The 26,451-nt window shown below is 66.8% G+C and carries 26 protein-coding genes, 1 tRNA gene and 1 pseudogene; 25 read left to right on the top strand and 3 right to left on the bottom strand.

The window, feature by feature from the left end; all coding sequences use genetic code 11:
* The first annotated feature begins 59 nt into the window (after positions 1 to 59).
* The 6 genes from miaB (at position 60) to LRS08_RS11350 (ending at position 7,404) form a co-directional block, all read left to right on the top strand.
* Complete coding sequence (gene miaB, locus LRS08_RS11375) at positions 60 to 1,370, top strand: tRNA (N6-isopentenyl adenosine(37)-C2)-methylthiotransferase MiaB (RefSeq protein WP_257843589.1); 1,311 nt, start codon at positions 60 to 62, stop codon at positions 1,368 to 1,370.
* Between the two features lie 38 nt (positions 1,371 to 1,408).
* Positions 1,409 to 3,325: a M61 family metallopeptidase gene (locus LRS08_RS11370; RefSeq protein WP_260480742.1), complete on the top strand. Its 1,917-nt coding sequence runs from the start codon at positions 1,409 to 1,411 to the stop codon at positions 3,323 to 3,325.
* Positions 3,326 to 3,585: 260 nt separating this feature from the next.
* The gene (locus tag LRS08_RS11365) at positions 3,586 to 4,638 is read left to right on the top strand and encodes a PhoH family protein (protein WP_260480741.1); all 1,053 of its coding nucleotides are present in this window, start codon (positions 3,586 to 3,588) and stop codon (positions 4,636 to 4,638) included.
* Complete coding sequence (ybeY, locus tag LRS08_RS11360) at positions 4,631 to 5,140, top strand: rRNA maturation RNase YbeY (RefSeq protein WP_260480740.1); 510 nt, start codon at positions 4,631 to 4,633, stop codon at positions 5,138 to 5,140. Before LRS08_RS11365 ends, ybeY begins: the two co-directional genes overlap by 8 nt.
* Positions 5,141 to 5,148: 8 nt before the next feature.
* Entirely contained in the window at positions 5,149 to 6,063 is a 915-nt protein-coding gene (locus LRS08_RS11355; RefSeq protein WP_257843590.1) for a hemolysin family protein, read from the top strand.
* Positions 6,064 to 6,066: 3 nt separating this feature from the next.
* On the top strand, positions 6,067 to 7,404 hold the full coding sequence (locus LRS08_RS11350) for a PQQ-dependent sugar dehydrogenase (RefSeq protein WP_260480739.1): 1,338 nt from the start codon (positions 6,067 to 6,069) through the stop codon (positions 7,402 to 7,404).
* Here LRS08_RS11350 and LRS08_RS11345 read toward each other — a convergent pair.
* Together LRS08_RS11345 and LRS08_RS11340 are read right to left on the bottom strand one after the other, a co-directional pair.
* Positions 7,398 to 7,646, bottom strand: coding sequence for a hypothetical protein (locus tag LRS08_RS11345; protein WP_257843591.1), 249 nt, complete (start codon positions 7,644 to 7,646; stop codon positions 7,398 to 7,400). The two genes, LRS08_RS11350 and LRS08_RS11345, sit on opposite strands and share 7 nt — an antisense overlap.
* 47 nt (positions 7,647 to 7,693) lie before the next feature.
* Positions 7,694 to 7,996 (bottom strand): polyhydroxyalkanoic acid system family protein, encoded by a 303-nt coding sequence (locus LRS08_RS11340; RefSeq protein ID WP_257843592.1) that lies wholly within the window; start codon positions 7,994 to 7,996, stop codon positions 7,694 to 7,696.
* A gap of 80 nt (positions 7,997 to 8,076) precedes the next feature.
* Here LRS08_RS11340 and lnt point away from each other — a divergent pair, with 80 nt between their 5' ends.
* The 13 genes and pseudogenes from lnt (at position 8,077) to LRS08_RS11275 (ending at position 19,401) form a co-directional block, all read left to right on the top strand.
* Positions 8,077 to 9,636, top strand: coding sequence for an apolipoprotein N-acyltransferase (lnt, locus tag LRS08_RS11335; RefSeq protein ID WP_257843593.1), 1,560 nt, complete (start codon positions 8,077 to 8,079; stop codon positions 9,634 to 9,636).
* An 83-nt stretch (positions 9,637 to 9,719) separates the two neighbouring features.
* The gene (gene metK, locus LRS08_RS11330; protein ID WP_257843594.1) at positions 9,720 to 10,931 is read left to right on the top strand and encodes a methionine adenosyltransferase; all 1,212 of its coding nucleotides are present in this window, start codon (positions 9,720 to 9,722) and stop codon (positions 10,929 to 10,931) included.
* Between the two features lie 86 nt (positions 10,932 to 11,017).
* A complete protein-coding gene (locus LRS08_RS11325) occupies positions 11,018 to 11,794 on the top strand; it encodes an RNB domain-containing ribonuclease (protein ID WP_257843595.1) in 777 nt (258 codons plus the stop codon).
* On the top strand, positions 11,730 to 12,404 hold the full coding sequence (locus tag LRS08_RS20075; RefSeq protein ID WP_312026685.1) for a hypothetical protein: 675 nt from the start codon (positions 11,730 to 11,732) through the stop codon (positions 12,402 to 12,404). Before LRS08_RS11325 ends, LRS08_RS20075 begins: the two co-directional genes overlap by 65 nt.
* A 73-nt stretch (positions 12,405 to 12,477) precedes the next feature.
* Positions 12,478 to 13,131 (top strand): annotated as a pseudogene (locus tag LRS08_RS11315) (EAL domain-containing protein); the annotation flags it as partial.
* Between the two features lie 150 nt (positions 13,132 to 13,281).
* Positions 13,282 to 13,962 carry a tRNA (guanine(46)-N(7))-methyltransferase TrmB gene (locus LRS08_RS11310; RefSeq protein WP_257843598.1) on the top strand — a complete coding sequence of 227 codons (681 nt, stop codon included), beginning with the start codon at positions 13,282 to 13,284 and terminating at the stop codon, positions 13,960 to 13,962.
* 115 nt (positions 13,963 to 14,077) lie between these two features.
* A tRNA-Gly gene (locus tag LRS08_RS11305) sits at positions 14,078 to 14,151 on the top strand.
* Between the two features lie 176 nt (positions 14,152 to 14,327).
* The gene (locus LRS08_RS11300; protein ID WP_257843599.1) at positions 14,328 to 14,960 is read left to right on the top strand and encodes a PilZ domain-containing protein; all 633 of its coding nucleotides are present in this window, start codon (positions 14,328 to 14,330) and stop codon (positions 14,958 to 14,960) included.
* Positions 14,944 to 15,336, top strand: coding sequence for a PAS domain S-box protein (locus tag LRS08_RS11295; RefSeq protein WP_260480738.1), 393 nt, complete (start codon positions 14,944 to 14,946; stop codon positions 15,334 to 15,336). Before LRS08_RS11300 ends, LRS08_RS11295 begins: the two co-directional genes overlap by 17 nt.
* Positions 15,320 to 16,960: a PAS domain-containing sensor histidine kinase gene (locus LRS08_RS11290; protein WP_260480737.1), complete on the top strand. Its 1,641-nt coding sequence runs from the start codon at positions 15,320 to 15,322 to the stop codon at positions 16,958 to 16,960. Before LRS08_RS11295 ends, LRS08_RS11290 begins: the two co-directional genes overlap by 17 nt.
* Positions 16,961 to 17,208: 248 nt before the next feature.
* The gene (locus LRS08_RS11285; protein WP_260480736.1) at positions 17,209 to 18,696 is read left to right on the top strand and encodes an ATP-binding protein; all 1,488 of its coding nucleotides are present in this window, start codon (positions 17,209 to 17,211) and stop codon (positions 18,694 to 18,696) included.
* Entirely contained in the window at positions 18,659 to 18,790 is a 132-nt protein-coding gene (locus LRS08_RS11280; protein WP_257843603.1) for a hypothetical protein, read from the top strand. The genes LRS08_RS11285 and LRS08_RS11280 overlap by 38 nt, the downstream gene beginning before the upstream one ends.
* A gap of 14 nt (positions 18,791 to 18,804) precedes the next feature.
* The gene (locus LRS08_RS11275) at positions 18,805 to 19,401 is read left to right on the top strand and encodes a response regulator transcription factor (protein ID WP_257843604.1); all 597 of its coding nucleotides are present in this window, start codon (positions 18,805 to 18,807) and stop codon (positions 19,399 to 19,401) included.
* A gap of 3 nt (positions 19,402 to 19,404) precedes the next feature.
* Here the strand turns inward: LRS08_RS11275 and LRS08_RS11270 are convergent, their stop codons facing one another.
* Positions 19,405 to 20,460, bottom strand: a complete 1,056-nt coding sequence (locus LRS08_RS11270; protein WP_257843605.1) for an AraC family transcriptional regulator — start codon at positions 20,458 to 20,460, stop codon at positions 19,405 to 19,407.
* 67 nt (positions 20,461 to 20,527) lie between these two features.
* On the opposite strand from LRS08_RS11270, the gene LRS08_RS11265 reads away from it, so the two are divergent.
* The 6 genes from LRS08_RS11265 to LRS08_RS11240 are packed head-to-tail and all read left to right on the top strand — an operon-like array spanning position 20,528 to position 26,370.
* Entirely contained in the window at positions 20,528 to 21,505 is a 978-nt protein-coding gene (locus tag LRS08_RS11265) for a quinone oxidoreductase (protein WP_257843606.1), read from the top strand.
* Positions 21,506 to 21,518: 13 nt separating this feature from the next.
* Positions 21,519 to 22,367 carry a TauD/TfdA dioxygenase family protein gene (locus LRS08_RS11260; protein WP_257843607.1) on the top strand — a complete coding sequence of 283 codons (849 nt, stop codon included), beginning with the start codon at positions 21,519 to 21,521 and terminating at the stop codon, positions 22,365 to 22,367.
* Between the two features lie 41 nt (positions 22,368 to 22,408).
* Entirely contained in the window at positions 22,409 to 23,473 is a 1,065-nt protein-coding gene (locus LRS08_RS11255) for a 3-keto-5-aminohexanoate cleavage protein (RefSeq protein ID WP_257843608.1), read from the top strand.
* Positions 23,474 to 23,479: 6 nt separating this feature from the next.
* The gene (locus LRS08_RS11250) at positions 23,480 to 24,061 is read left to right on the top strand and encodes an RBBP9/YdeN family alpha/beta hydrolase (protein ID WP_257843609.1); all 582 of its coding nucleotides are present in this window, start codon (positions 23,480 to 23,482) and stop codon (positions 24,059 to 24,061) included.
* 27 nt (positions 24,062 to 24,088) lie between these two features.
* Positions 24,089 to 25,372 (top strand): MFS transporter, encoded by a 1,284-nt coding sequence (locus LRS08_RS11245; protein ID WP_257843610.1) that lies wholly within the window; start codon positions 24,089 to 24,091, stop codon positions 25,370 to 25,372.
* Between the two features lie 2 nt (positions 25,373 to 25,374).
* Positions 25,375 to 26,370: a YeiH family protein gene (locus tag LRS08_RS11240; RefSeq protein WP_257843611.1), complete on the top strand. Its 996-nt coding sequence runs from the start codon at positions 25,375 to 25,377 to the stop codon at positions 26,368 to 26,370.
* Positions 26,371 to 26,451 lie beyond the last annotated feature (81 nt).

The raw sequence follows: 26,451 nt of genomic DNA, 5'->3' as shown, positions 1-26,451 counted from the left end.
AGGGGGCCGGAAGGGAAGATTGTTCACGCACCGCCCCCTTTCGACTATAGGCCCGCGCCATGAGCGCCACCCCCAAGACCTATCACGTCAAATCCTTCGGCTGTCAGATGAACGTCTATGACGGCGAGCGCATGGCCGAGCTGATGGCGGCACAGGGCATGACCGCTGCCGCCGACGCCGACAGCGCCGACCTGATCGTCCTCAACACCTGCCACATCCGCGAAAAGGCGACCGAGAAGGTCTATTCGGACATTGGCCGCGTGCGGAAGAATGCGCGCCTTGCCGATCGCGCCGCGCCAATGATCGCCGTCGCTGGCTGCGTTGCGCAGGCGGAGGGGGAAGAGATCGCCCACCGCGCCAAGGTCGATATCGTGGTCGGGCCCCAGGCCTATCACAACCTTCCCGATCTGGTGCGCCAGGCCTCGGCGCAGGGCCGCGCGATCGACACCGACATGCCCGCCATCGCCAAGTTCGGCGCGCTCCCCGCCCGGCGCAAGACCGGGCCGACGGCGTTCCTGACGGTGCAGGAAGGGTGCGACAAATTCTGCACCTATTGCGTCGTCCCCTATACGCGCGGCGCCGAGGTCAGCCGACCGTTCGCGGCGATCGTCGATGAGGCCAAGTCGCTGGTGGATGCCGGCGCGCGGGAGATCACGCTGCTCGGCCAGAACGTCAATGCATGGGACGATGACGCCGGCACCGGCCTGCACGGCCTGATCGCCGCGCTCGACAGGATCGATGGACTGGCGCGTATCCGCTACACCACCAGCCACCCCAACGACATGAAGGAAGGCCTGATCCGCGCGCATGCGGAGGTCGAGAAGCTGATGCCCTTCCTCCATCTGCCGGTGCAGGCGGGCAATGACCGCATCCTGAAAGCGATGAACCGCAGCCACAGCCGCGATTCGTACCTGCGCATCCTCGACCGCGTCCGCGCGGCGCGACCCGATATCGCGCTGTCGGGCGACTTCATCGTCGGCTTCCCCGGCGAAAGTGAGGAAGAGTTCCGCGATACACTCAGCCTCGTCGATGCGGTCGGCTATGCCCAGTGCTTCAGCTTCAAATACTCCCCCCGCCCCGGCACCCCGGCGGCGGAGATGGGCGGCGCAGTTCCGGAAGAAGTGATGGACGACCGCCTCCAGCGCCTGCAGGCCGCGCTCAACCGCGATCAGGCCGCGTTCAACGCCGCCAGCGTCGGCAAGACCTGTGACGTGCTGGTCGAACGCAAGGGCAAGCTGCCCGGCCAGATGCTGGGCAAGTCGCCCTGGCTGCAATCGGTGCATCTGATGACCGACGCCGCGATCGGCGATCTGGTGACGGTGCGACTCGAGAGTGCGGGACCGAACTCGCTGGCGGGGACGGTCGTCTGACTCCATCGTCACCCCGACCTTGTGCCGGGGTGACGGAGGTGCTGGACACTCCCGGCCCGCTCGGCCACCTTCCGGCGATGAACCTGACCTCGACCGCGCGCCTGTTCGCGCTCGCCACCCCGCTCCTCCTCGCCACCACCGCGCTCGCACAGCAGGCCAAGGACCCCGGCCCGAACGCCCCGGTTTCCTACGAGCTGAGCTTCGACAACGCCGCGCATCGCGAGGCGCGGATTGCGGTGACCTATCGCCAGCTCAAGCCCGGCGCGGTCGAGTTCCGCATGGCGCGCTCCTCCCCCGGTCGCTACGCGATCCATGAATTCGCCAAGAACGTCTATTCGGTCTCGGCAAAGGACGGCGCGGGCCGCGAGCTGAAGATCGATCGCAGCGATCCCTATAGCTGGCGGGTCAGCGGCCATGATGGCACGGTCACCTTCGCCTACACTCTCTATGGCGACCGCGGCGACGGCACCTACAGCCAGATCGACCAGACCCACGCGCATCTCAACATGCCCGCGACGCTGATCTGGGCGAAGGGTTATGACGAGCGCCCGATCCGCGTCACCTTCCGCCCTGCCGACCCGAAGTGGAAGATCGCGACCCAACTTGCGCCTGTGGCCGGCAGCGCGACCACCTTCTGGGCGCCGCACCTCCAGTATCTGCTCGACAGCCCGACCGAGCTGTCCGACCATCACCTGCGCGAATGGACGATCACTTCAGGCGGCAGGACCCAGACGATCCGCCTCGCCGTGCACAGCGCCGACTCGCCCGAAACAATCGACGCCTATGCCGAAAAGGCGAAGAAAGTCGTCGCCGAACAGATCCGCATCTTCGGCACCGCGCCCGAATTCGACTTCGGCACCTACACCTTCATCGCCGATTATGTGCCGCAGATCAGCGGCGACGGGATGGAGCACCGCAACTCCACCATCATCAGCCAGCCGCGGACATTGGAGGCGGGCAAGTTCGCGCAGCTCGGCACGCTCAGCCACGAATTCATCCACGCCTGGAATGTCGAGCGGCTGCGTCCAGCGGAGCTGGAACCGTTCGACTTCACTCAGGCGGACCCCAGCCCGTCCTTGTGGTTCGCGGAAGGCTTCACCCAATATTACGGCCCGCTGGCGATCCTGCGCGCGAAAGAGGCCACGCTGGACGCGACGCTCGTCGGCCTCGCCGCCACGCTCGACCATATCGTCAACAATCCCGGTCGCCGCTACGGATCGCCGCAGGAGATGAGCCTGCGCGCACCGTTCGTCGACGCCGCGACCTCGATCGACCCCGTGAACGAGCGGATCTTCACCTCCTACTACCCCTATGGCGCGGTGATCGCGCTCGCGCTCGACCTCACCCTGCGCCAGCGCTTCGGCAACGATCTCGACGCCTATATGCGCCACCTGTGGAAGCGACATGGCGAAGCGCAGCGCAACTTCGCGCCGGTCAAACCCTATACGACCGCCGATCTTGAAGCCGGGCTTGCCGAACTCACCCGTGACCCCGGTTTCGCGAAGCGGTTCTTCGACGCGCATATCCGCAGCAGCGACCTGCCCGATTTCGCGCCTTTGCTCGCCCAGGCCGGGCTGGTGCTGCGCCCGGCCGACGCGAACAAGGCGTGGATCGGCGCGGCCAACATCACCGGCGGCGGCGATGACCCCGTCCGCCTCGGTGAAATTCCGGTCCCGGGCAGCCCGCTCTATGCCGCCGGGCTCGATCGCGGCGACACGATCGTGGCGGTCGATGGCAAGCCGATCGCGAGCCTCGCCGACTGGCGGGCCGCCCTGAGCGCGATGAAGCCGGGTCAGCCGATGGCCATCGCCTATGCCACCCGGACCGGACCCGGCAGCGCGACGATCACCCCGGTCGCCGATCCGAAGCTGACCATCGTCACGCTCGAAAAGGCGGGTGGCTCGCCGAGCGCGGCCCAGCTCGCCTTTCGCCGCGCCTGGCTCGGGACCGACTGAGCGCGCCAGTGTTGCTTCGCTGCGTCACCCCTGCGCCAATTGGCGCGGGGGTCGATTTGGGCTGTCCTACCTGCCGGGGCTCTGCCATCCTCGCGCTACGACATGCGATACGGAACCTCCGCTCTGGAAACCGGTTCGGCCCATCATGGCCCGCTGTCGTCCGCACACGCACATTTATGTCAGGTTCGTCGGCTCGCGTTCGCGTCGATGACCGCAAGGCCCCGTGACCTTTGTGACCTTCCAGCCCCCGAAAGGACCGCATGAGCCGCAAGCCAGTCCCCGCCCAACATGGTCAGCGCGCCCGCGTCGAGGTCAATTTCGACCGCCCCCAGCTGCTCCCGCAACTGTTCGGCGAATATGACAGCAACATCCTCGCACTCGAGGAACGGCTCGGCGTCTATATCCATGCCCGGGGACAGCGCGTGGTGATCGAGGGGAGCGCCGAGGCCGTGGCGCATGCGCGCGAAGTCCTGATCGAGCTGCACAGCCGCGTTATCCGGGGTGAGGCGATCGACACCGGCCTGATCGATGCGGTGATCGCCATGTCGACCGAGCCGATGCTGACCGGCATCGTCCGCGCCGAGAATGACGAATCGGGCACCGCGCCGCCGATCATGATCCGGACGCGCAACAAGACGATCGTCCCGCGCTCGCTGACCCAGACGACGTACATGCGCGCGCTGGTCTCGAACGACATCATCTTCGCGCTCGGCCCGGCGGGCACCGGCAAGACCTATCTGGCGGTGGCGCAGGCGGTGGCCCAGCTCATCACCGGATCGGTCAAGCGCCTGATCCTGTCGCGCCCGGCGGTCGAGGCCGGCGAGCGACTCGGCTTCCTGCCCGGCGACATGAAGGACAAGGTCGATCCCTATCTGCGCCCGCTCTACGACGCGCTCTACGACTGTTTGCCCGCCGAGCAGGTCGAGCGGCGCATCGCCAGCGGCGAGATCGAGATCGCCCCGATCGCGTTCATGCGCGGCCGCACGCTGGCCGACGCCTTCGTGATTCTCGACGAGGCGCAAAACACCACGCCGATGCAGATGAAGATGTTCCTCACCCGCTTCGGCCGGAACAGCCGGATGGTGGTGTGCGGCGACCCCAAACAGACCGACCTGCCCGGCGGCCCGTCAGCGAGCGGCCTCAACGACGCGGTCGGCAAGCTCGAGGGGATCGAGGGCATGGCGTTCGTCCGCTTCGGCATCGGCGATGTCGTGCGCCACCCGATCGTCGGGCGCATCGTTGAGGCCTATGAGGGCGGGGACAATTCTCCAAGGGCGATGATTTTGCCAGAACGGACCTCGCCTGATGCTTGATGTCGCAGTCCAGGCCGAACCTGGTTGGCCCGAACTCGACTGGGATGCGCTGGGCGCGCAGGCGGCTGCGGCGGCGGTCGCGCAGACGCCGTTCGGCTATCTCGCCGCCAACGAGGCGATGATCGAGATTGCAGTCCGGCTGACCGACGATGCCGAGGTGCATCAGCTCAATGCGCAATATCGGCAGAAGGACAAGCCGACCAACGTCCTGTCCTTTCCGATGATCGAACCCGACCTGATCGAATCGCTGACCCAGAATAGCGACGATGGCGAGGTGATTCTGGGCGACATCATCCTTGCGCACGGTGTCTGCGCGCGCGAGGCAGCGGAAAAGGGCATTTCGGCCGAACAGCATGCCACGCACCTGATTGTCCATGGGGTGCTGCATTTGCTAGGCTATGATCATCAGGGGGATTCCGAAGCCGAGGCGATGGAGTCGATGGAGCGCGCCGCGCTCGCAACCTTGGGGCTCCCTGACCCCTATCTGATACGCGAGGATTGAGCTCCAAGATGACGGACGGCCCCAGTAGCAACGGGAACGGCGACAGTAGCGGCGAAGGCGGAATATGGCGCGGCCTTCGTTCCCTGCTCTTCGGCGAAGAGCATGAGGAAACACTGCGCGAGCGTATCGAGGATGCAATCGACGAGGCGGAAGAAGGCAAGGACGGCAAGCCCGCAAAGGGCGACCTTTCCCCGCTTGAGCGCAAGATGCTCCGCAATCTCCTCCATTTCGGTGAGCGCGACGCGGGCGATGTCGGCGTGCCGCGTGCCGACGTCATCGCGGTGGACGAAGCCACGAGCTTTGCCGAACTGGTCCAGATCTTTGCCGAAGCTGGCCATAGCCGCCTGCCGGTCTATCGCGAGAAGCTCGACCGCGTCATCGGCATGATCCATATCAAGGACGTGTTCGCGGTCCTTGCCGCCGGCGCCGGACCGCCGTCGAAGATCACCGACCTGATGCGCCAGCCGCTGTACGTCCCCCAGTCGATGGGCACGCTCGACCTGCTCGCCCAGATGCAGGCCAGCCGCACCCATCTCGCCATCGTGCTCGACGAATACTCGGGGACCGAGGGGCTGATCACGATCGAGGATCTGGTCGAGGAAATCGTCGGCGAGATCGACGACGAACATGACGACGCGCCCGAAGCCCTATGGGTGCCGCTCGACAATGGCGGCTGGGATGCCGATGCCCGCGCCGAGCTGGAGGATGTCGCCGCGGCGATCGACCCCCGGCTGGGTGAGGTCGAAGAGGATATCGAGACGCTCGGCGGGCTCGCCTTCATCCTGGCCGGACACGTTCCCGAAGCGGGCGAGTGCCTCAGGCACCCGAGCGGGTGGACGCTCGAAGTCCTGGAGGCCGACGCCACCCGCGTCCGCCGCCTGCGCCTGCATCCGCCCGAAGAACTAGTCGAAGCCGAGGACTGACCATTGCGCCGCAAACTTCTGATCGCCACCGCAGCAATCGTCGTGATCGGCGGCGGCATCTACTGGGTGGCCTCGCGCCCCGATGTCGCGCAGCTGAGCGTCGAGGCGGCAAGTGGAGTGCGGCCCAAGCTGATCGCCCCGCGCGCCGAAACCGTCCCGACGGTCAAGATCGCCGACGCGGTCGGCTGGCCCACCGGAGCCGCGCCGGTCGCGGCCAAGGGGCTGAAGGTCAACGCCTTTGCCACCGGGCTCGATCATCCGCGCTGGCTCTATCGCCTGCCCAATGGCGACGTGCTGGTCGCCGAAAGCAACTCGCCGCCGCGCGGAGGGGGCGGGATCACCAACTGGGTGATGAAGCGCCTGATGGGCCGCGCCGGTGCCGGCGGCGCGTCGGCCAATCGCATCACCCTGTTGCGCGACGCGAATGGCGACGGGGTGGCAGAGGCGCGGTCGGTGCTGCTGAGCGCCGACAACGGCCTCGATCCGCCGTTCGGCATGGTACTGGTCGGCGAGACGCTCTACGTCGCCAACCACAATGCGCTGATCCGCTTCCCGTTCAAGCCGGGCGAGACCAAGATCACGGGCAAGGGCGAGAAGGTCGTCGACCTGCCCGGCGGCGGCAATCACTGGACCCGCGACGTGATCGCCGGGCCGGAGGGCAAGCTGCTGGTCAGCGTGGGCTCCGCGTCGAACATCGCCGAAAAGGGCCTTGAGGTCGAAAAGAACCGCGCGACGATCCTAGAGGTCGATCCGGAGGCAAAGCGCTCCCGCATCTACGCCGCCGGCTTGCGCAACCCGGTCGGCCTCGCGCTCCATCCCGAAACCGAGCGCGTGTGGACCGTCGTCAATGAGCGCGACATGCTCGGTTCCGATGGACCGCCCGATTATCTGACCCAGGTTACGATGGGCCAGTTCTTCGGGTGGCCGTGGAATTACTGGGGCGGCTATGTCGATGAGCGTGTCCAGCCCGAACGGCCCGATCTGCGGGAATATAGCGCTCGGCCGAGCTATTCCATGGGGCCGCACACCGCGCCGTTGGGCCTGACCTTCGCAACCGATGTGAAGCTGGGCGGCGGGTTCGCCAAGGGGGCGTTCGTCGGGCTGCACGGGTCGTGGAACCGCGTTCCGGCGTCAGGCTACAAGGTCGTGTTCGTGCCGTTCGGTGAACGCGGGCTGCCGGTTCCCGACGCCAAGCCGGTCGATGTCCTGACCGGTTTTCTCGATGCCAAGGGCAGGGCGCAGGGCCGTCCGGTCGGGGTGACTGCCGACCGCACCGGCGCGCTGCTGGTCGCGGACGATGTCGGCAACACGATCTGGCGGGTCAGCGCCCCGGCTCAGTAATCCGCGGCGGCGTAGGACAGGTCGGAATAGCTCGCATCCTCGCCCCAGCTGGTGCTGGCGGGCGCGACGGCATCGCGGGCGCGTAGTTCGGCCTGATACTCCGGGACTCCGCCCGATGGCGCGAGCGGCAGCATCCCGGTGACGGTATAATGCGCGGCCACGGTGCCGGCACAGCTGCCCAGCCCGCCCGTGGCGAGCAGGGCGACGGCAATCAGCGGCCAGGGGCGGGGCGATCGATTCATCGCGTGTCTCCTCGCCGCGTTCAACGGCATAGGCGAAACGCGGTTCCCTATTTCAGCAGCTTGGGCGCTTCCTGCATCAGCTTCTCGCGGATCTTTCCGGCGAACAGCGCCAGCATCGGCGGCAGATCGACTTCGGCATGGACATGGGCATCGTGGATTTCGAGCCGGCTGGCGACGCGCTGCCCCAGCGCCGCGACGGTGAAGTGGAGCGTGTCGCCCTCCCACCGCTCGTCCACCGTCCCCCCGCCGGGGAACATCGACCCGATCTTGCCGACGCCGCCCGCGATCCGCGCCCGCGCGACATCGCGGCCAAGCTTGTGGGGGATATCGACGATCACGGGTTCGGGCATGATGCTTCCTCTGGTGTAATGGGGACATAATACGCACCGTGCTTGTATCTGTCACGGTCCGGGGCGATAGCGTGGCTCCGATGATCCTGCCCCGTCCCCGCCTGCTCGCGCTGCTGACCGGCGCCGTTTCCGCCACCGCCTTTGCCCCGCTCGATTGGTGGGTCGCGGGGCTGGTGTGTTTCGCCATCCTGTTGCGACTCACGCATGAGGCGTCGAGCCTGAAACAGGCGCTGTTGCGCGGCTGGCTGTTCGGCCTTGGCCATTTCACCGTCGGCAACAACTGGATCCAGCACGCCTTTACCTATCAGGACAAGATGCCCGCTGAACTGGGCTATGTCGCGGTGGTCCTGTTGTCGCTCTACCTTGCCATCTACCCGGCACTGGCCATGGGGCTGGCGTGGCGGTTCGGACAGGGACGCAAGCTCGACCTGGCCTTCGTGCTGGTCGCGGGCGCGGCGTGGATCGTCGCAGAGTATCTGCGTGGCGTGCTGTTCACCGGCTATCCGTGGAACCCGCTCGGCGTGATCTGGCTTCCGGTGCCGGGGGTGGCGCAGGTCGCGAGCTGGGTCGGCACCTATGCGCTCTCCGGGCTCACCATCCTTGTCGCAGGCTCACTTCTCCTCGCGAGCCAGCGACACTGGCGTTTTCCGGCGGGCGCTGCCACGGCGATCGTCTTGCTGGCGTTGACCCCGATCCTGTTCCGCCCGACCCCGCCAGACATCCAGTCGGTCCGCCCGATCGTCCGCGTGCTCCAGCCGAACGTCGGGCAGGAAACCGTGCTCGACGGCAGCTACGCGCAAAAGGCGCTTAGCGAGCTGCTGCGCCTGTCAAACGACACCGCCACCATCCTCCCGGGCGGCCCGGTGCCGCGCCTGATCGTGTGGCCGGAGGGGACGGTCGATTACTGGATCGAGGAGGGCTATCCCGCCGCCTGGTACAGCAAGAACGATCCCCGCACCGTGCGCGCGATGATCGCTCAGACACTGGGGCCGAAAGACATCGCGCTGGTCGGGGCCACGGGCCTGTTGTTCAAGGGTGACACCCAACTCGACGCCGCGACCAATTCGGTATTCGCGATCGACGCCAGCGGCGCAATCCTCGGCCGTTACGACAAGGCGCATCTCGTCCCCTATGGCGAGTATCTGCCGATGCGCACGATCCTCCAGCCGCTCGGCCTGTCGCGGCTGGTGGCGGGGGAGATCGATTACGAGCCCGGCCCCGGCCCGCGCACGCTGAACGTCCCCGGCTTTGGCGATATCGGGATGCAGATCTGTTACGAGATCATCTTCTCCGGCCAGACGGTCGATCCGGCGAAGCGCCCGGCGATCCTGTTCAACCCCTCCAACGACGCCTGGTTCGGCGGCTGGGGTCCGCCCCAGCACCTGGCGCAGGCACGGATGCGCGCGATCGAGGAGGGGCTGCCGATCCTGCGCGCCACGCCCACGGGCATCTCCGCGATCATCGACGCGCGCGGCAAGGTCGTCTCGGCGGCGGGAATGGGCGACGCGAAGGCGATCGAGGCACCAATGCCGACGGCGCTCCCGCCCACCCTGTTCGCCCGGCTCGGCAACCTCGCGGCGGCACTCGTCGCGGCATTGCTGCTCGCCATCGCCATTGCCTTCCGCCGCTTCGCTCGCTAGGGCGGCGTCATATAAGGGAAGCTTTATATCTCCCCTTACCCCCAGCCGGGCATGGCAACGGCCCGGCCTTTTTGAGGAAAACCATGCGTTCCAGCTATGTCTTCACGTCCGAATCGGTTTCCGAAGGCCATCCGGACAAGGTTTCCGACCAGATTTCCGACGCGATCGTCGACCTGTTCCTGTCCAAGGACCCCGAAGCGCGCATCGCGTGCGAAACGCTGACCACCACCCAGCTGGTCGTGCTCGCCGGTGAAATCCGGGGCAAGGGCATCATGGACGAAGCCGGCAACTGGGCTCCGGGCGTCAAGGACGAGGTCGAAAAGGCCGTCCGCGATACCGTGAAGCGCATCGGATACGAGCAGGCGGGCTTCCACTGGGAGACGCTGCGCTTCGAGAACAACCTGCACCCGCAGTCGGCGCATATCGCGCAGGGCGTGGACGCCAGCGGCAACAAGGACGAAGGCGCGGGCGACCAGGGCATCATGTTCGGCTATGCCGCGAACGACACCCCGGACCTGATGCCGGCGACGCTCGACTACAGCCACAAGATCCTCGAGCGCATGGCCGCCGACCGCCATTCGGGCGCGGCCCCTTTCCTGGAGCCGGACGCGAAGAGCCAGGTCACGCTGCGCTACGAGGGCAGCAAGGCCGTCGCCTGCACCGCGATCGTCGTCTCGACCCAGCACGCCAAGGGCTATGACCAGGGCGAGAAGGAAGCCGAGCTCAAGGCCTATGTGAAGTCGGTCGTGGCGGACGTGATCCCGGCCGAGTTGCTCAGCGACGCGACCGAGTACCACATCAACCCGACCGGCAGCTTCGAGATCGGCGGCCCTGACGGCGACGCCGGCCTGACCGGTCGCAAGATCATCGTCGACACCTATGGCGGCGCGGCTCCGCACGGTGGCGGCGCGTTCAGCGGCAAGGATCCGACCAAGGTCGATCGCTCGGCGGCGTACATCACGCGCTACCTCGCCAAGAACATCGTCGCCGCCGGGCTTGCCCAGCGCTGCACGATCCAGCTTGCCTACGCGATCGGCGTGAGCAAGCCGCTGTCGCTCTATGTCGACACGCACGGCACCGGCACGGTCGGCGACGACAAGATCGAGGAAGCGATCGCGTCGATTGAGAAGCTGGGCGGCCTGACCCCGCGCGGCATCCGCACGCATCTCGGCCTCAACAAGCCGATCTACGGCCCGACCGCGGCCTATGGTCACTTCGGCCGCAAGGCGGACGGCGACTTCTTCCCGTGGGAGCGCACCGACCTGGTCGAGGATCTCAAGGCCGCGCTGGCCTGATCCGGCGCGCCTGACGGCATCAAATGGGGCGGCGGTCTGCGGATCGCCGCCCTTTTATATCGGACAGGCGCGGCTAGCATCGGCGCATGAAGACCCTCGCCGACCCCTCCCAAATTCTGACCCGCGAGCTGGCGGCGATCCGCAGCGAATTTCAGGTTCCGGAGGAGTTCCCGCCAGAGGTCCTGATCGCGGCGGAGCGGGCGGCGCGGCGCGCGCCCAGCGATCATGCCGACTGGACGCGCCATCCCTTCGTCACGCTCGACCCGGCGCACTCGACGGACCTGGACCAGGCATTTGCGATCGAGTCGGCGGGGGACGCGCATCTCCTCCATTATGCGATCGCCGATATCGGCTGGTTCGTCGATCCCGACGGGCGGATCGATGCCGAGGCGTGGCGGCGTGGCGAGACGCTCTATCTCCCTGACGGCAAGGCGAGCCTCTACCCCCCGCTACTCTCCCAGGGCGCTGCCAGTCTGCTGCCCGACGGCCCCCGCCCCGCGGTCGTCTTCAGCGTGCGCGTCGATGCGGAAGGCACGGTCGCGCTGGACGCGGTGACCCGCGCCGTGATCCGCAGCCGCGCCAAGCTCGCATATGCGACCGTGACCGAGGCGGACTTGCCGCCCGGCTTCACCACCCTCACCGACCGGCTGATCCGCGCCGAGGCAGCACGCGGTGCCGCGCAGAATCGACCCGCCAGAGCAGGAGGTGGCCGAGGGCGCGGACGGGCGGCTCACCCTCGCCTTTCGCGCGCGCCATCCCAGCGAGGATCGCAACGCGGCGCTCTCGCTCGCCTGCAACATGGCGGTGGCGCAGCTGCTGATGGCGCATGGCACGGGGTTGTTCCGTGTGATGGACGAGCCTGATGACCGCGCCGTCGCGCGGCTGCGCCTGACCGCACGCGCGTTGGGGATTGACTGGCCGAGCACCGCGACGCTCACTCAGTTCGAGCGCGGACTCGACCCCGCCGACCCGCGCCACGCCACGCTGATGCTGTCGATCCGCCGCGCCGGCAATGGCGCAGGCTATCGCGCCTTCGCGTCGGACGAGACGCCATGGCACGCGGCGGTTGCCGCCCCCTATGTCCATGCCACCGCACCGCTGCGACGGCTGGCCGACCGCTATGTCGTCGAGGCTGCATTGGCCGTCGCCAATGCCCGGAACTTGCCGGAATATGTCGACGCAGCCTTTGCGCGGCTCCCCAAGGTCATGGCCCGTGCCGACAGCCGCGCGGGCCAGATCGACCGCGCGGTGATCGCGATGGCCGAAGCGGTAATGCTCGCAGGACGGGAAGGCGAGCGGTTCGACGCGGTGGTGACCGCCATCGACGAACGCGGCGCAGCGATCCAGCTCTGCACCCTCCCCATCACCGCCCGGATCGACGCCGCCGGCCTTACGCCCGGCGACGCGGTCGTGCTGACGCTGGCCAGGGCAGACCCCGCCCAGCGCAGAATCGACTTCGAACCCGTTGGCTGACGCCTGCCTGTGCAAGAATCCTGAGCACGATTAACCATCCGCCCTTTCGCCGTCCTAGAAGAAACGGGTGGAGATGCTGATGCAGACTGTTTCGACCCTGACCTCGGCCAAGGCCGAGCCCGATTTCAACCTGACGATGGCGTTCCAGCCGGTCTGGGACGCCCGGCTTGGCGAAGTCTATGCCTATGAGGCGCTGGTGCGTGGGCCAAATGGCGAATCCGCGCGCGAGGTGATCGACGCGATCAAGCCCGAGGACCGCTATGCCTTCGATCAGCAGTGCCGCGTCGCCGCGATCAAACAGTCGGTGGCGGCGGGCATCCTCAAGGTTCCCGCGTTGCTCTCGATCAACTTTTTCCCCGACGTGATCACCGATCCCTTTGCCGACAGCGAGCGGACGATGCGCGTCGCCAAGGAGACCGGCCTGCCGCCCGAACGGCTGATGTTCGAATTTGCCGAGCATGACCGGCTGGACGGTTGCCGCATGGCCGAAACGATCGAGGCGCATCGCAAGATGCACATGCAGACCGCGTTCGACGATTTCGGATCGGGCGATGTCGGCCTCGCCCTGCTGTCGCGCTTTACCCCCGATGCGATCAAGCTCGATCCCGGCCTCATCCGCGGTCTGTCGTCCAGCTGGTCGCGCCGACTGCTCGTCGAAAAGATGATCGAAATGGCACGGTTGCGGGCGGTGCGGTTGATCGCGGAGGGCGTCGAGACCCGCGCCGATTACGACAAGCTGCTGGCGCTCGGCGTGCGCTATTTTCAGGGCTATTATATCGCCCATCCGCAGAATCGGCGTGCTCGAACAGCCCAGGCTGCGTCCCGCAGCCTGAGCCTCCCCTTGCCCGGCGGGCTATCACCGGCCAAGGGGCTGGCGATGAACGATCCCAGCACGATCCGCCGCCTCTATGGCCGCGCCAAGGGGCACAAGCTGCGCGCTGGCCAGCAGGCGCTGGTCGACGAAACCCTGCCCCGTTTCGCAGTCCCCGACGAAGGGGCGATCGACGCCGCGCGCCTGTTCGGCGATGATCGCCCGCTCGAGATCGAGATCGGCTTTGGCGCGGGCGAGCATCTTGCGGGGCAAGCCGCGATGCGACCCGGCCACGGCTTCATCGGCTGCGAGCCGTTTCTCAATGGCATGGTCGGCGCGCTCGGCCATATCCGCGACGGCGACCTCAAGAATGTGCGGCTGCACATGGGCGACGCGCTCGACGTGATTGAGCGGCTGCCCGACGCCAGCCTCGACCGCGTCTATCTGCTCCACCCCGATCCGTGGCGAAAGGCGCGTCATGCCAAGCGGCGCATGGTCAATCACGGTCCGCTCGACCTGATCGCGGCCAAGCTCAAACCCGGGGCGGAGTTTCGGCTCGGGACCGATGATCCCACCTATTGCCGCTGGTCGATGATGGTGATGAACCAGCGCCGCGATTTCGCCTGGCAGGCGAAGGAGGCAAAGGACTTCCTCACCCGCCCCGCCGACTGGCCCGAGACGCGCTACGAGCGCAAGGCGCGGCGGCAGGGGCATGAGGTGTGGTACTTCCGCTATCTGCGAGTTTGATTGTCGGCGAGTGCATTTGACCGGCCCGCTTGACCGGCGGCGTCCAGTCATGGCAGTGCGCGCGTTCACCCGGCTTGTCCGGGCGCCTTCGACGGCGGCCATGTGGCCAGAGCGGGCGGGTATAGCACAATGGTAGTGCAGCAGCCTTCCAAGCTGAATACGCGGGTTCGATTCCCGCTACCCGCTCCAGCCGCCCTTTCCCAAATCGACCGAATGAGGCGCAAGTCTCTCTAAATTCGAGCGTTTTCGCTTTCGATCATGGCCCCTCCCAGACTCAATGTCGGGGAAGGCCGTAGTTTCGCGATCTTATGACAAGCGGACGCCATGGGCATGATCCCCGGGTTTCAAGGAGAGGATCCGGGGCCATGAGCGGTCAACTGCAACGCAACGAGGCTGCGCCCAGTGTCGCGATCATACCGCAAGCTGCGGCAGAGCAGCGTGGGAGCAAGCGTCTGCGCACCGTCTATCGCGTTGCGCGGGTTGCCTGTGGCGGGGTCTATGGACTGGCGCGGGTGTTCAACCTGTCCGACCTGGGGATGATGATGTCGACCCCGCTCGACCTGTGTTCCGGCGACCAGGTGACGGTCGATCTTTCCGACAGCTGTACCCTTACCGGCACCATCATGTGGCACGACAGCAAACGCTGCGGTGTCAGGTTCGCGACGCCGGTCGACGGTGCCGCGATGCTCAAGCGCCTGTTCGAGGAACGGCATAGTCGGCGCTGGCGCCCGATGCGCGTGCCGTTGTCGAGGGCGGCGATCGTGCGCAGCGAATTTGGCATCCAGATGGTCCGGATCGAGGATATCTCACAGTCGGGCATGAAGCTGGCGCATGATGGCCGCTTCCGGCCCGGCCTGGCGATCGTGGCGCGGCTTTCGCCCGAGATCGAGTGTCGCGGCGTGGTGCGGTGGTCGCAGGACGGCAAGGCGGGAATCATGCTGAGCGATCCGTTGAGCGTCGAGCAACTCGCGGACATCCGTCGTGCTGCTGGCTTGTAAAGACCGTAGTTTCTCGGTCGAGGCGACGCTTGCCGCGTCGGACCCGGTCCCGCATCATCGCAACATGGACCATGAATTCGAAATGCTGCACGCGGCGATCGACCGCGCAGGCGATGCATTCGTGGTCTCGCATCTCGATTATTCGGAAGAGGTCCGCGGGCGCGCGATCGTCTATATGAATTCGGCGTTCACCCGCATCTTCGGTTATTCGCGCGAAGAGGCGATCGGACGGACGCCCGCCGAACTGATATTCGGTCCCCTGACCGACGCGCAGCAGGTTCGGGACGTGCAGCACCGCGCGATCGAGGGCATGGGCACGAAGGGGGGAGGCGATCCTTTACCATCGCGACGGGCATCCGGTGGATGTCGAGTATGAAATGGTGCCCGTCCGCCAGACCGGCGACGCCATCCTGTTATGGATGACGGTGTTCCGGGACATTTCCGCCCGAAAGCGGCAGGAGGCGGAGACCGCCGCCCAGTTCGAGCGACTGCGGCTGATTACCCAGGTCTCGACCGACCTTGTCTGGGATCTCGACGTCGCATCCGGCGCGATCTGGTGGGGCAGCAACTTTGTCGAGCAGATGCGCTGCCCGGGGCAGGAGCCACCTGCCTCGCTCGCTGAGTGGCTCGATTTCGTGGTCGAAGACGACCGCGCCGCCGTCGCCGCCGGGGTCGAGGATTTTCTGGAGAGTGGTACGGACCGTTTCCGCGCCGAGTTCCGTGTCCGGCGCGGTGACGGCGAGATCCGGACATTGCTCCAGCGCGCGTTGCTTGTGCGCGATTCCGACCGCGCACCGGCGCGGGTCGTCGGCAGCCTGGTCGACATCTCCGAGCAGCGGCAATTGGAAGAGCATGTCCGGCGCAGCCAGCGCATGGAGGCGCTCGGCAAGCTGACCGGCGGCATCGCGCACGATTTCAACAATCTGCTCGCGATCGTGCTGGGCAACGCCGAAGTACTCAAGGACGCGCTGGAGCACGACGCCGAGCTGGCCGAACTGGCCGAACTGACGATGGAGGCGGCCGAGCGCGGTGCGCAGCTGACCAATCGCCTGCTCGCCTTTGCCGGGCGGCAGGTACTCAAGCCGGCGGCGGTCGATCCGGATGCGCTGATCGAGGGGTTCGCGCCGCTGCTGCGCCGGACGCTGCGTCCCGACATCGCGCTCGCCTTCGACCGACAGGGTGATGGCTGGCGCGTGATGGCCGATCGCAGCCAGCTTGAACTCGTCCTGCTGAATCTCGCGCTCAACGCGCAGGACGCGATGGCCGATGGCGGCAGCATTCACATCGCCACCGCGCGCCATGTCGTACCGAGCGACGCACCGGCATCCGAAGTGCTCACGAGTGGCGATTATCTGTGCATCACACTCAGCGATACCGGGACAGGCATGAGTGCGGAGGTGCTGCGCCGCGCCTGTGAACCGTTTTTCACCACGCGTGACGGACAACGGCGGGCTGGGCTGGGCCTTGCCACTGCCTATGGTTTCGCCGCGCAGTCGGGCGGCGACCTGCGAATCGTGTCCGCGCCGGGTGAAGGAACCCAGGTCCGCCTGATCCTGCCCCGCACCGACCCGGCTATCGACGCGCGCCCTTCCGCCGGGGCGGGTATCGGTCATCGTCTGCGGGTACTCGCCGTCGACGACGAGCATGCCGTCAGGCGGCACGTCGCCTTGCTGCTGCGCGGTCTTGGCTTCGACGTTGAGGAGGCCGAGTCCGGACCCGCGGCGCTGGAGCGGATCGAGTCCGGCGCGCGATTCGACCTGCTGATGACCGATATCGTGATGCCCGGCGGGATGAACGGTTTCGATCTGGCGCGGCAGGCGCTGGTGCGATGCCCGCAACTGTCCGTCCTGTACATGTCAGGCTTCGCGGTCGATGCGCGCGAACGAACGCCGGATATGCCCGAGGCGCCGGTGCTGGCGAAGCCGTTCCGCCGGGCACAGCTGGTCGAGGCGGTCCGGTCGGTAATTCCCGCTGCCTTCGACGATACCGGGATACGGTAATAGCACTAGCTATCCACAGTCCGGCATCCGCGCGATGATGTACATGCAATCGGCGCCGGGTCGGACATCCCCCCGTACCACAGCCTGGCGGATTGCCGGTTCGCTTAGGCGCCCCCGTCGGTCGGGCGCTACCCCTGCCGGGCGGCGACATCCCTCCGCCGCCCGGCCCCCCTCACCGGCTTGCCCGGAATATCGTTATCGGCTTAGGTTGCCGACGCGCGCCATTCGGTCGCGGGGGCGGTGCCATCATGAAGTCTGACAGCCACCGGTTGGAACGTGATTTATCGACGGACCACGCGCGCGACCTGTTCGCCCGCTTTCCCTATGACCATCCGCAAGGGCAGTTGCGCGAGCGGGTCAAGGAACTGCGCTGTTTGTATGAGGTTCTGGCGGTTGCGTCGGACTCCGCCGAGTCAATCCCCTCAATCTGTTCCCGTATCGTCGATATCCTGATGCGCAGCTTTCTGCACGAGGACGCGACGATGGTTCGCATCATCCTCGACAGCGGGGTCATCGAATCAGCCAACTGGTCGTCGCCCGCAGTCTGGATCCGCGAACCCGTCACGGTGGAAGGACGGGAAATCGGCAGCGTCGCGGTTGCCTATCCTCCAGGGCTTGCAGCCGATGACGGCTTCCTGCCCGAGGAACATGAACTGGTCGCAGCGGTGGCCGGGAGAATCGCGCGTCTGGTTCGCCGTCGCGCGATGGTGGATGAACTGACCCGGGCCGAGCGGCTCAATGCGATGGGGCAGATGACCGTCGGGCTGGTCCATGACTTCAACAATTTGCTGACGGTGATCCTTGGTTCTGCCGAAGCGATCCGCGACACAAGAACGAATGACGAAATCCACGATCAGGCGCGACTGATTCTTGAGGCGGCAGAGCGCAGGTCGGGGATAATCGCGCAGCTGCTCGCCTTTTCGCGCCGTCAGCCGCTCGAGTCCCGCTCGATCGCCATAGCACCGCTGATGCGGGACTTTACGCCGCTGCTCATCCGCGCGCTGGGTGCCGACATCGCGCTCGATGTTGCGGTGGCGGTGGACGTCTGGCCGGTCCAGGCCGACCTCGCACAGCTTGAAAGTGCGCTGCTCAACCTGACCGTCAATGCCCGTGATGCGATACGCGCCACCGGCAAGGGTGGAGGGCGAGTGGCGATCGCGGTCGACAATGTGGCGACCGAGTCCGGAGACCATGTTCGTTTCACCGTGACCGATACCGGCCCGGGCATGACTCCTGAAGTCGCCGCACGGGTATTCGAGCCCTTTTTCACGACCAAGGAGACGCGCGGCACCGGGCTTGGCCTGGCGGGGGTGGACGGCTTCGTTCGCCAGTCGGGAGGACAGGTTCAGCTGTCCACGCGCCTGGGCGAGGGCTCCTGCTTCACCATCCTGCTCCCGCGCGCGGCCGATGCGCCGACCCGGGGTGTTGCCACATCGCGCGCGACGGAGACGGCGGGTGCCAGCGAACGCATCCTGCTCGTCGAGGACGAAGCGCTGGTGCGCCAGCATGTGACCGCGATGCTGACCCGGCTCGGCTATCGCGTCGATGCGGTCGAGAGCGCCGAACAGGCCGAAGCCGCGCTCGCGGCGGAACCCGGCTATGCGCTGTTGTTCAGCGATGTCCTGCTGCCGGGCGGGCGCAGCGGGGATCGAGCTGGGGCGCGCGGCACAGTCGCGCCATCCCGATCTCGCCGTGCTGTTGACGTCGGGCTATGTCGAGGACGCAATCGACTTTGACGGCTTGCCATTCGAGTTCATCGGAAAACCCTATCGTCGCGCCGAAATCGCGCGCAAGATCGCCGGCGTGCTGGAACAGCGGGGCAGTCACTGAAGTCGGGGGTGGGGATGCAAGTCTATCTGGTCGATGACGAGAGCGATCTTCTCGCCTCGCTGGCGATCACGCTCAAACGCGCCGGATATGAGACGCAATCCTTCAATAACCCGCAGGCCTTTCTGTCGGTCGCGCTGGACCTGACGATCGGCTGCGTGCTGCTCGATTACAACATGCCCGGCCTCAACGGCCTGCAGGTGCAGGAGCAGTTGCGGACGATGAAGGCCGGCCATGCGGTCGTTCTGCTCACCGGCGTGGGCGAAGTGCCCGAAGCCGTGGCGGCGATGCGCGAGGGGGCGGTCGATTTTCTGCGCAAGCCGTTCCGCAACGCCGACCTGCTCGCCGCGCTCGAACGCGCGCAGAGTGTGGTCGAGGCGGAACTGGCGGCGCGCGAGCGCGCGGCGGAATTCGGCGCGCTCAAGCCGCTGACGCCGCGCGAGCGCGAGATCCTGGAGTCGCTGGCCAAGGGGCTCCAGAACAAACAGGTCGCCTATGACTTGGGGATCAGCGTGCGCACGGTCGAAATGCACCGCACCCGCCTGATGAAAAAGCTCAAGGCGCAGACCATCGGCGGCGCGGTCGCATTTGCCAAGGAAGCTGGATTGCTCTGAACCCTACCCCGCCGCGTCGCGTCGCATCTGGCGGGGCGGACGGCCGAAGGTCTGGCTGTGCCAGCGCGTGAATGCGCCGATCGAGCTGTAGCCCAGCATGATCGCGATATCGGTGACGCGCATCCGCGGATTCGCGAGATATTGCACCGCCAGCTGCATCCGCGCGGTGTTGAGCAGGTCGCTGAAGCTTGCCCCTTCGGCGTCCAGCATCCGCTGCAGGGTGCGAACCGTCACCCCCATCGACGCGGCGCACGCCTGAATCGTCACCCGGCCCGACGGCATCATCAGCTTGATCAGGTGCCGCACCTCGTCGGTCGCGCTGCGCTCGGCGGGGCTCATCACCGCTTCGAGCAGCTGGCGTGCATGGCCGGCCAGCTGATCGTCGATACCGGAACGCGGCATGTCGAGGTCGCTCGACCGCACCAGCAACCCGTTGAAGTCGCAGTCATACTGCGCGGGGCAGCGGAACAGCCGCGCGACGATCGCACTGTCGGCGACGGGCGGCGGCGGGTGCGCGAAACAGATCGCCAGCGGCTGCCACCGATCCGCCAGCACTTCGCCGCACAGCCGCGCCAGCACCCCCATCGCCAAGTCCGATGCCTGACGTGACGGCTCGGGGCGCTCGAACGAGAAATCCTCGCGCAGGACCGCCTCGCCATCGTGCTCCTCGATGCTCAGCACCAATGTCGAATTGATCCGTTCGCGAAACTCGGCAACTGCGGCGAGCGCGCGGCGCAGCGTCGGCTGAAGCGCGATCAACAGGCTCGGCGCACCCAGATTGGCGATCGCGCGCCCCTCCGCCATGCGCAGGCCAAAGGTCATGCAGCCGGTCGCCTGCGCGCTGCGTTCGAGCAGGCGGACGACGGCGCGCGCGGGGATCAGCTGTTCGGGGTTGGTCAGCAGGCGCGCGTCGAGCCCCTGTTCGCGCAGCAACGGGCGCGGCTCGATCCCGAAGCTCGTCATCACCTCGAAATAGCCCGCCAGCGCGGCGACGCGCACCAGTTCGCTCAAATGCTTCTCCTCCCCCGGCGCTGGCGTCGAATGGGAAAAGAATGTCACGAAATGCAAAAAGGCAACGCCCCCCGTCGCTATGCCCTGGGCAAGGAACATGGAGAGGAATGCGGCGATGGCAAAAGCTGTCCGCTTTTACGAGGCTGGCGGGCCGGAGGTGCTTCGGCTGGAGGAGGTTGCGGTCGGCGATCCCGGGCCGGGCGAAGTCCGCGTGCGCCATGCCGCCGTGGGATGCAATTTCGCCGACACCTATTTCCGCTCGGGCTACTACCCTGCGTCTTTGCCCGCCGGGATCGGCGTCGAGGCGGCCGGGACGATCGAGGCGGTGGGCTACGGCGTCACCGCCTTCGCGCCGGGCGACCGCGTTTCCTATAATGGCAGCCCGCTCGGTGCGTATAGCGATGTGCGGGTGATGCCGGCGGACTCGCTGTTCAAGCTGCCCGACAGCGTCTCGTTCGAGGATGCGGCGGCATCGACGATGCGCGGGCTGTCGGCGACCTATTGGCTGGCGCGCGCCAACCCGATGATGCAGCCGGGCGACACGATCTTGCTCCACGCCGCTGCGGGCGGGGTCGGGCTGCTTGCGGTTCAGCTCGCCAAGCTGATGGGGCTGCGCGTGATCGGGACCGTGTCGTCCGAGGCCAAGGCGGAGCGCGCGCGGGCGCTGGGGTGCGACGAGATCATCCTCTACCGGCACGAGGACGTCGCCGCGCGGGTGATGGAGCTGACCGAGGGCAAGGGTGTCGCGACGGTGTTCGACAGCGTCGGCAAGGACACGTTCGAAGGCTCGCTCAAATCGCTGCGGCGGCGCGGGGTGCTGGTCGGATGCGGCACCGCATCGGGGCCGTTCCCGCCGATCGACGCATTCCAGCTGATGATGCAGGGGTCGGTCTATTTCATCCGCCCGGCCTTCGCGCATTTCTACGCCGATCCGGCCGAGCGTGCCGAACTGTCGGCATTGTGGTTCGGGCATCTGTCGTCGGGACGGGTCAAGGTCGAGATCGGCCAGCGCTACACGCTCGACCAGTGCGTCGAGGCGCATCGCGACCTGGAGGCGGGGCGCACCATCGGCTCGTCCATCTTCACCGTCTGAGGGAGTGGGCGTCATGCGGATCGAGAAGCTCACCACGCATATCGGCGCCGAGCTGATCGGCGTGAACCTGGCGGATGCGGCGCGCGACGACGATCTGTTTGCGCAGATTCGGGCCGCCTTGCTCGACCACAAGGTGCTGTTCCTGCGCGATCAGCATATCGACCGCGCTGACCATGTCGCCTTTGCCGAACGCTTCGGGTCGCTCGAGGACCATCCCGTAGCAGGCAGCGATCCCGATCATCCAGGGCTGGTGCGGATCTACAAGGACGCGGACTCGCCGCCCGACTATTACGAAAACTCCTGGCATTGCGACGCCACCTGGCGCGACGCGCCGCCGATGGGCTGCGTCCTGCGCTGTGTCGCCTGTCCGCCGGTCGGCGGCGATACGATGTGGGCGAACATGGGCAAGGCCTATGCCGATCTGCCCGAGCACATCAAACAGACCATCGCCCCGCTCAAGGCACGCCATTCGATCGAGGCGACGTTCGGTGCGCGGATGGACGAGGGCAAGCGCCACGCGCTGAAGGCGCAGTTTCCCGATGCCGAGCATCCGGTGGTGCGCACCCATCCGGAGACGGGGGAGAAAATCCTCTACGTCAACGCCTTCACCACGCACTTCACCAACTACCACACGGTCGAGAACGTTCGGTACGGGCAGGATTATGCGCCCGGCGGCGCACAGCTGCTCCACTATCTGATCGGGCGCGCGGCGATCCCGGAATATCAGGTGCGTTGGCGCTGGCAGCCCAATTCGGTCGCGATCTGGGATAACCGCGCGACCCAGCATTACGCCGTGATGGATTACGCCCCCACCGTCCGCCGCATGGAGCGGGCGGGGATCATCGGCGACCGACCCTATTGACCCTGGCGGCACCGACCGCACCCGATCACTGGAGAGCCAAGATGCAGTTTCTCGACGACTCCCTGCTTCCGCGGAACCAGGAAAAGCTGGTCATTACCGTCGCCCCCTATGGCCCCGAATGGATGCCGGAGGATTTCCCCGAGGATATCCCGGTAACGATCGACGAGCAGGTGCAGAAGGCGGTCGATTGCTACAATGCCGGCGCCACCGTGCTGCACCTTCATTGCCGCGAGCCCGATGGTCACGGGTCGAAGCGGCTGTCGGTGTTCAACGAGGTGATCGACCGCATCCGCACCGCGGTGCCCGACATGATCATTCAGGTCGGCGGATCGATCTCCTTTGCGCCGGAGAGCGAGGAGGATGGTGCGCAGGCCAAGTGGCTGACCGACGAGGTGCGCCATATGCTCGCCGACCTCACCCCTGCACCCGAACAGGTCACCATCGCGGTCAACACGACCCAGATGAACATCATGGACCTGATGCATGACGAGGAATATCGCCAGACTACGCTCGGCAATCCCGCACTCTATCACGCCTATCGCGAGATGGTGGTGCCGGCGGGTCCCGAGTGGGTGGAGGAGCATCTGCGCCGCCTGACCGCCAGCGGCATCCAGCCGCATTTCCAGCTGACCTGCATGCCCGACCTCGAAACGGTCGAGCGGCTGGTGCGGCGCGGCCATTACAAGGGGCCGCTCAACCTGACCTGGGTCGGCATCGGTGGCGGTTTCGACGGGCCGAACCCGGCGAACTTCATGGAATTCATCCGCCGCGCGCCCGATGGATCCACGATCACGCTGGAAAGCGTGATGGGCAATGTCCTGCCGATCAACACGATCGCCATGGCGCTCGGCATGCACTGCCGCTGCGGGAACGAGGACAATATCTACGACACCAAGGGCAACAAGATGGGGTCGATCGCCCAGGTCGAGCAGCTCGTCCGCATCGCCCGCGAACTGGGCCGCGACGTCGCCAACGGACAGGAAGCGCGCGCGATCTACAAGATCGGCACCCAGTATAACTCGACCGAAGAGACGCTCGCCCGGCTCGGCATGGCACCCAATCGCGAGCGCGGGACGCTCGCGGTGCCGATCCGCGAGATGGCGTAACCCGGCATGTCGGCACTGAACAATGTCACCGTCCTGTTCGTCCCCGGCCTGCGCGATCATGTCGAGGACCATTGGCAGACCCATGCCGCCCGCGCGCTGCCGGGATCGCGCACGGTTCCGCCGATGGAGACCAACGGCCTGTGTCGCGCGCTGCGAGTGGCCGCGCTCGATCGCGCCATTGCAGCCATCGACGGCGACATCATCCTTGCCGCGCACAGCGCCGGATGCCTGATGGTCGCACATTGGGCCGCGACCGCTGCGGCGCGCAGGATCCGCGCGGCACTGCTAGTGACCCCGGCCGATGTCGAACATCCATTGCCCTGGGGTTATCCTGAGCAGGATAAGCTGGCCGCGAACGGATGGCTGCCGATCCCGCGCGTGCCGTTGCCCTTTCCCGCACTGGTCGTCGCAAGCCGCAACGATCCGCTCGCGGCGTTCGACCGCGTCGCAGCATTCGCGCAGAGCTGGCAGGTTCCGCTATATGACGCCGGGGAGGTCGGGCACCTCAACCCCGCTGCGGGCTATGGTCCCTGGCCGGTGGCACTGGAGTTGCTCGAAGGGCTGGCGGAGGAGAGCGCGGTCGCCTGACCGCGCTTGGAACAGGGGGAACGCAGCATGGCAGGTCCGATCCCGTCCGCCGATGACAGCGCCCCCGGTCCTGCGCGCGCCACCCTTTATGGCTGGCTGGTGTTCGCGCTCACCTTCGGGCTGCTGATCTCCGACTATATGGCGCGGCAGGTGCTGAATGCCGTATTCCCGCTGATCAAGGCCGAATGGGCACTGACCGACGGCCAGCTCGGGCTGCTGTCGGGCATCGTCGCGGTGATGGTCGGGCTGCTGACCTTCCCGCTCTCGCTCGCCGCCGACCGCTGGGGGCGGGTGCGCAGCCTGGCGCTGATGGCGGTACTGTGGAGCCTCGCCACCCTGCTCTGCGCTGCGGCAAACGGCTTTGGCATGATGCTGCTCGGGCGCGCCCTGGTCGGGGTGGGTGAGGCCGCCTATGGCAGCGTCGGGATCGCCGTTGTCATCAGCGTTTTCCCCACCCGGTTGCGCGCGACCCTCTCCGCCGCCTTCATGGCCGGCGGGCTGTTCGGTCAGGTGCTCGGCGTCGCGCTGGGGGGTGAGATCGCCGCGAGCCATGGCTGGCGCATGGCCTTTGTCGCGATCGGCGTATCGGGGCTGGTGCTCGGCCTCCTCTATCCGATTTTGGTGCGGGAGCGCCGCGTGCGCGCGCTTGCTGGTCTCGACGCGCCGCATGACGTCGCCCAGCCAATCGCGCCGCTGCGCAGCCTGATCGCGTCGCGTTCGGTGCGGCTCGCCTATCTGGGCAGCGGGCTGCAACTGCTCGCGGCGGGCGCCCTGCCCGCCTGGCTGCCCAGCTATCTCAACCGCTATTACGACCTGTCTGTCGACCGCGCGGGTCGGCTCGCGGCGCTGCTGCTGCTGGTATGCGGCGTCGGCATGATCCTGTGCGGGATGCTCAGCGACCGCCTGTCGCGCGACCGGCCCGACCGCAAGATCGCGCTGGCCGCGATCTACAGTCTCGGCACCGGCGTCAACCTGACGCTCGCGCTGCTCCTGCCTGCGGGACCCGCCCAGCTGGTGCTGCTCGGCGTCGTGATGTTCCTAGTCGCGGGGACGGTTGGGCCGAGCGGCGCGATGGTCGCCAACCTCACCCCGCGCGCGATTCACGGTTCGGCCTTTGCCACGCTGACGCTTGCCAACAATCTCATCGGCCTGGCACCCGGGCCGATCCTGACCGGGCGCATCGCGGATGCGATCGGGCTGCTCGACGCCTTCCGCTTCCTGCCGATCGCCTGCCTCGCCGCGGCGTTGGTCTTCTTCCTGATGCGCCGAAGCTACCTCGCCGATCTCGATACCGGCCGGGCGGAGCGCTGAGCATGGCCAGCGTCGCGGATCGTGCCCGCGCCGTCGCGCCGGGGCTGGGCGTCGCGCTGGTCGTGGCGGCGGCGGCGACCTTCATGTCCGAACATTATTCGGCACCGGTGATGCTCTATGCGCTGCTGCTCGGCATGGGCCTCAACTTCCTGACCGAGGCGGAGCGCACCCGCGCGGGAATCGACTTCGCCGCGCGCACCGTGCTGCGCATCGGCGTCGGGCTGCTCGGGCTGCGGATCGGGTGGGATCAGGTCACCGCGCTCGGCTGGGGGCCGGTTGGGATGGTGGTGGCTTTGGTCGCGGTAACGATCGGCGTGTCGATCGTCATGGCGCGGCTGATGGGGTTCAACCCGCTGTTCGGATTTCTGTCGGGCGGCGCGACCGCGATCTGCGGCGCGTCGGCGGCGCTGGCGCTGTCGGCGGCGCTCCCCGCGCATGAGCGCAAGGAACAGGCGACGCTCTATACCGTGGTCGGCGTGTCGGCGATGTCGACGCTGGCGATGATCCTCTACCCGATGATCGCGCATGCGCTGGGGCTGGACGATCGCGCCGCCGGGCTGTTCATCGGCGCGACGATCCACGATGTCGCGCAGGTGGTCGGCGCGGGCTATGCGATCTCGCCCGAGGCGGGCGACACCGCGACCATCGTCAAGCTGCTGCGCGTCGCGATGCTGTTGCCGGTGATCCTGGTCGCCGGTCAGATCACGCGCGGCCGCACCCCGGCCGGAGCGGCGCGGCCGCCACTGCTCCCGTGGTTCGTTCTGCTGTTCGTCGCGCTGGTCGCGCTCAACAGCATCGTCGCGCTGCCCGCCCCGGCGGTTGCGTTCGGCACCGACATCTCGCGCTGGTGCCTGGTGGTCTCGCTCGCCGCGATCGGGATGAAGACGCGGATCGGCGACATGGTGAAACTCGGCCTGCGCCCGGTGCTGCTGATGATCGCGGAGACGGTCCTGCTCGCCGCGCTCGTGCTCGGATTGCTCGCAACCGGGCTGATCTGACGCGGATTGCAAAATCGCTGTCGTCAAATGTGAAAACTTGTGTCGGTCGCAGCGGTAGCACGACCGTAACGATAAAGAAGT

Source organism: Sphingomonas sp. J315 (genome assembly GCF_024666595.1).
GTDB lineage: Bacteria > Pseudomonadota > Alphaproteobacteria > Sphingomonadales > Sphingomonadaceae > Sphingomonas.
The sequence above is the reverse complement of the archived record's forward strand: the minus strand, read 5'-3'. Positions and strand labels throughout refer to the sequence as shown.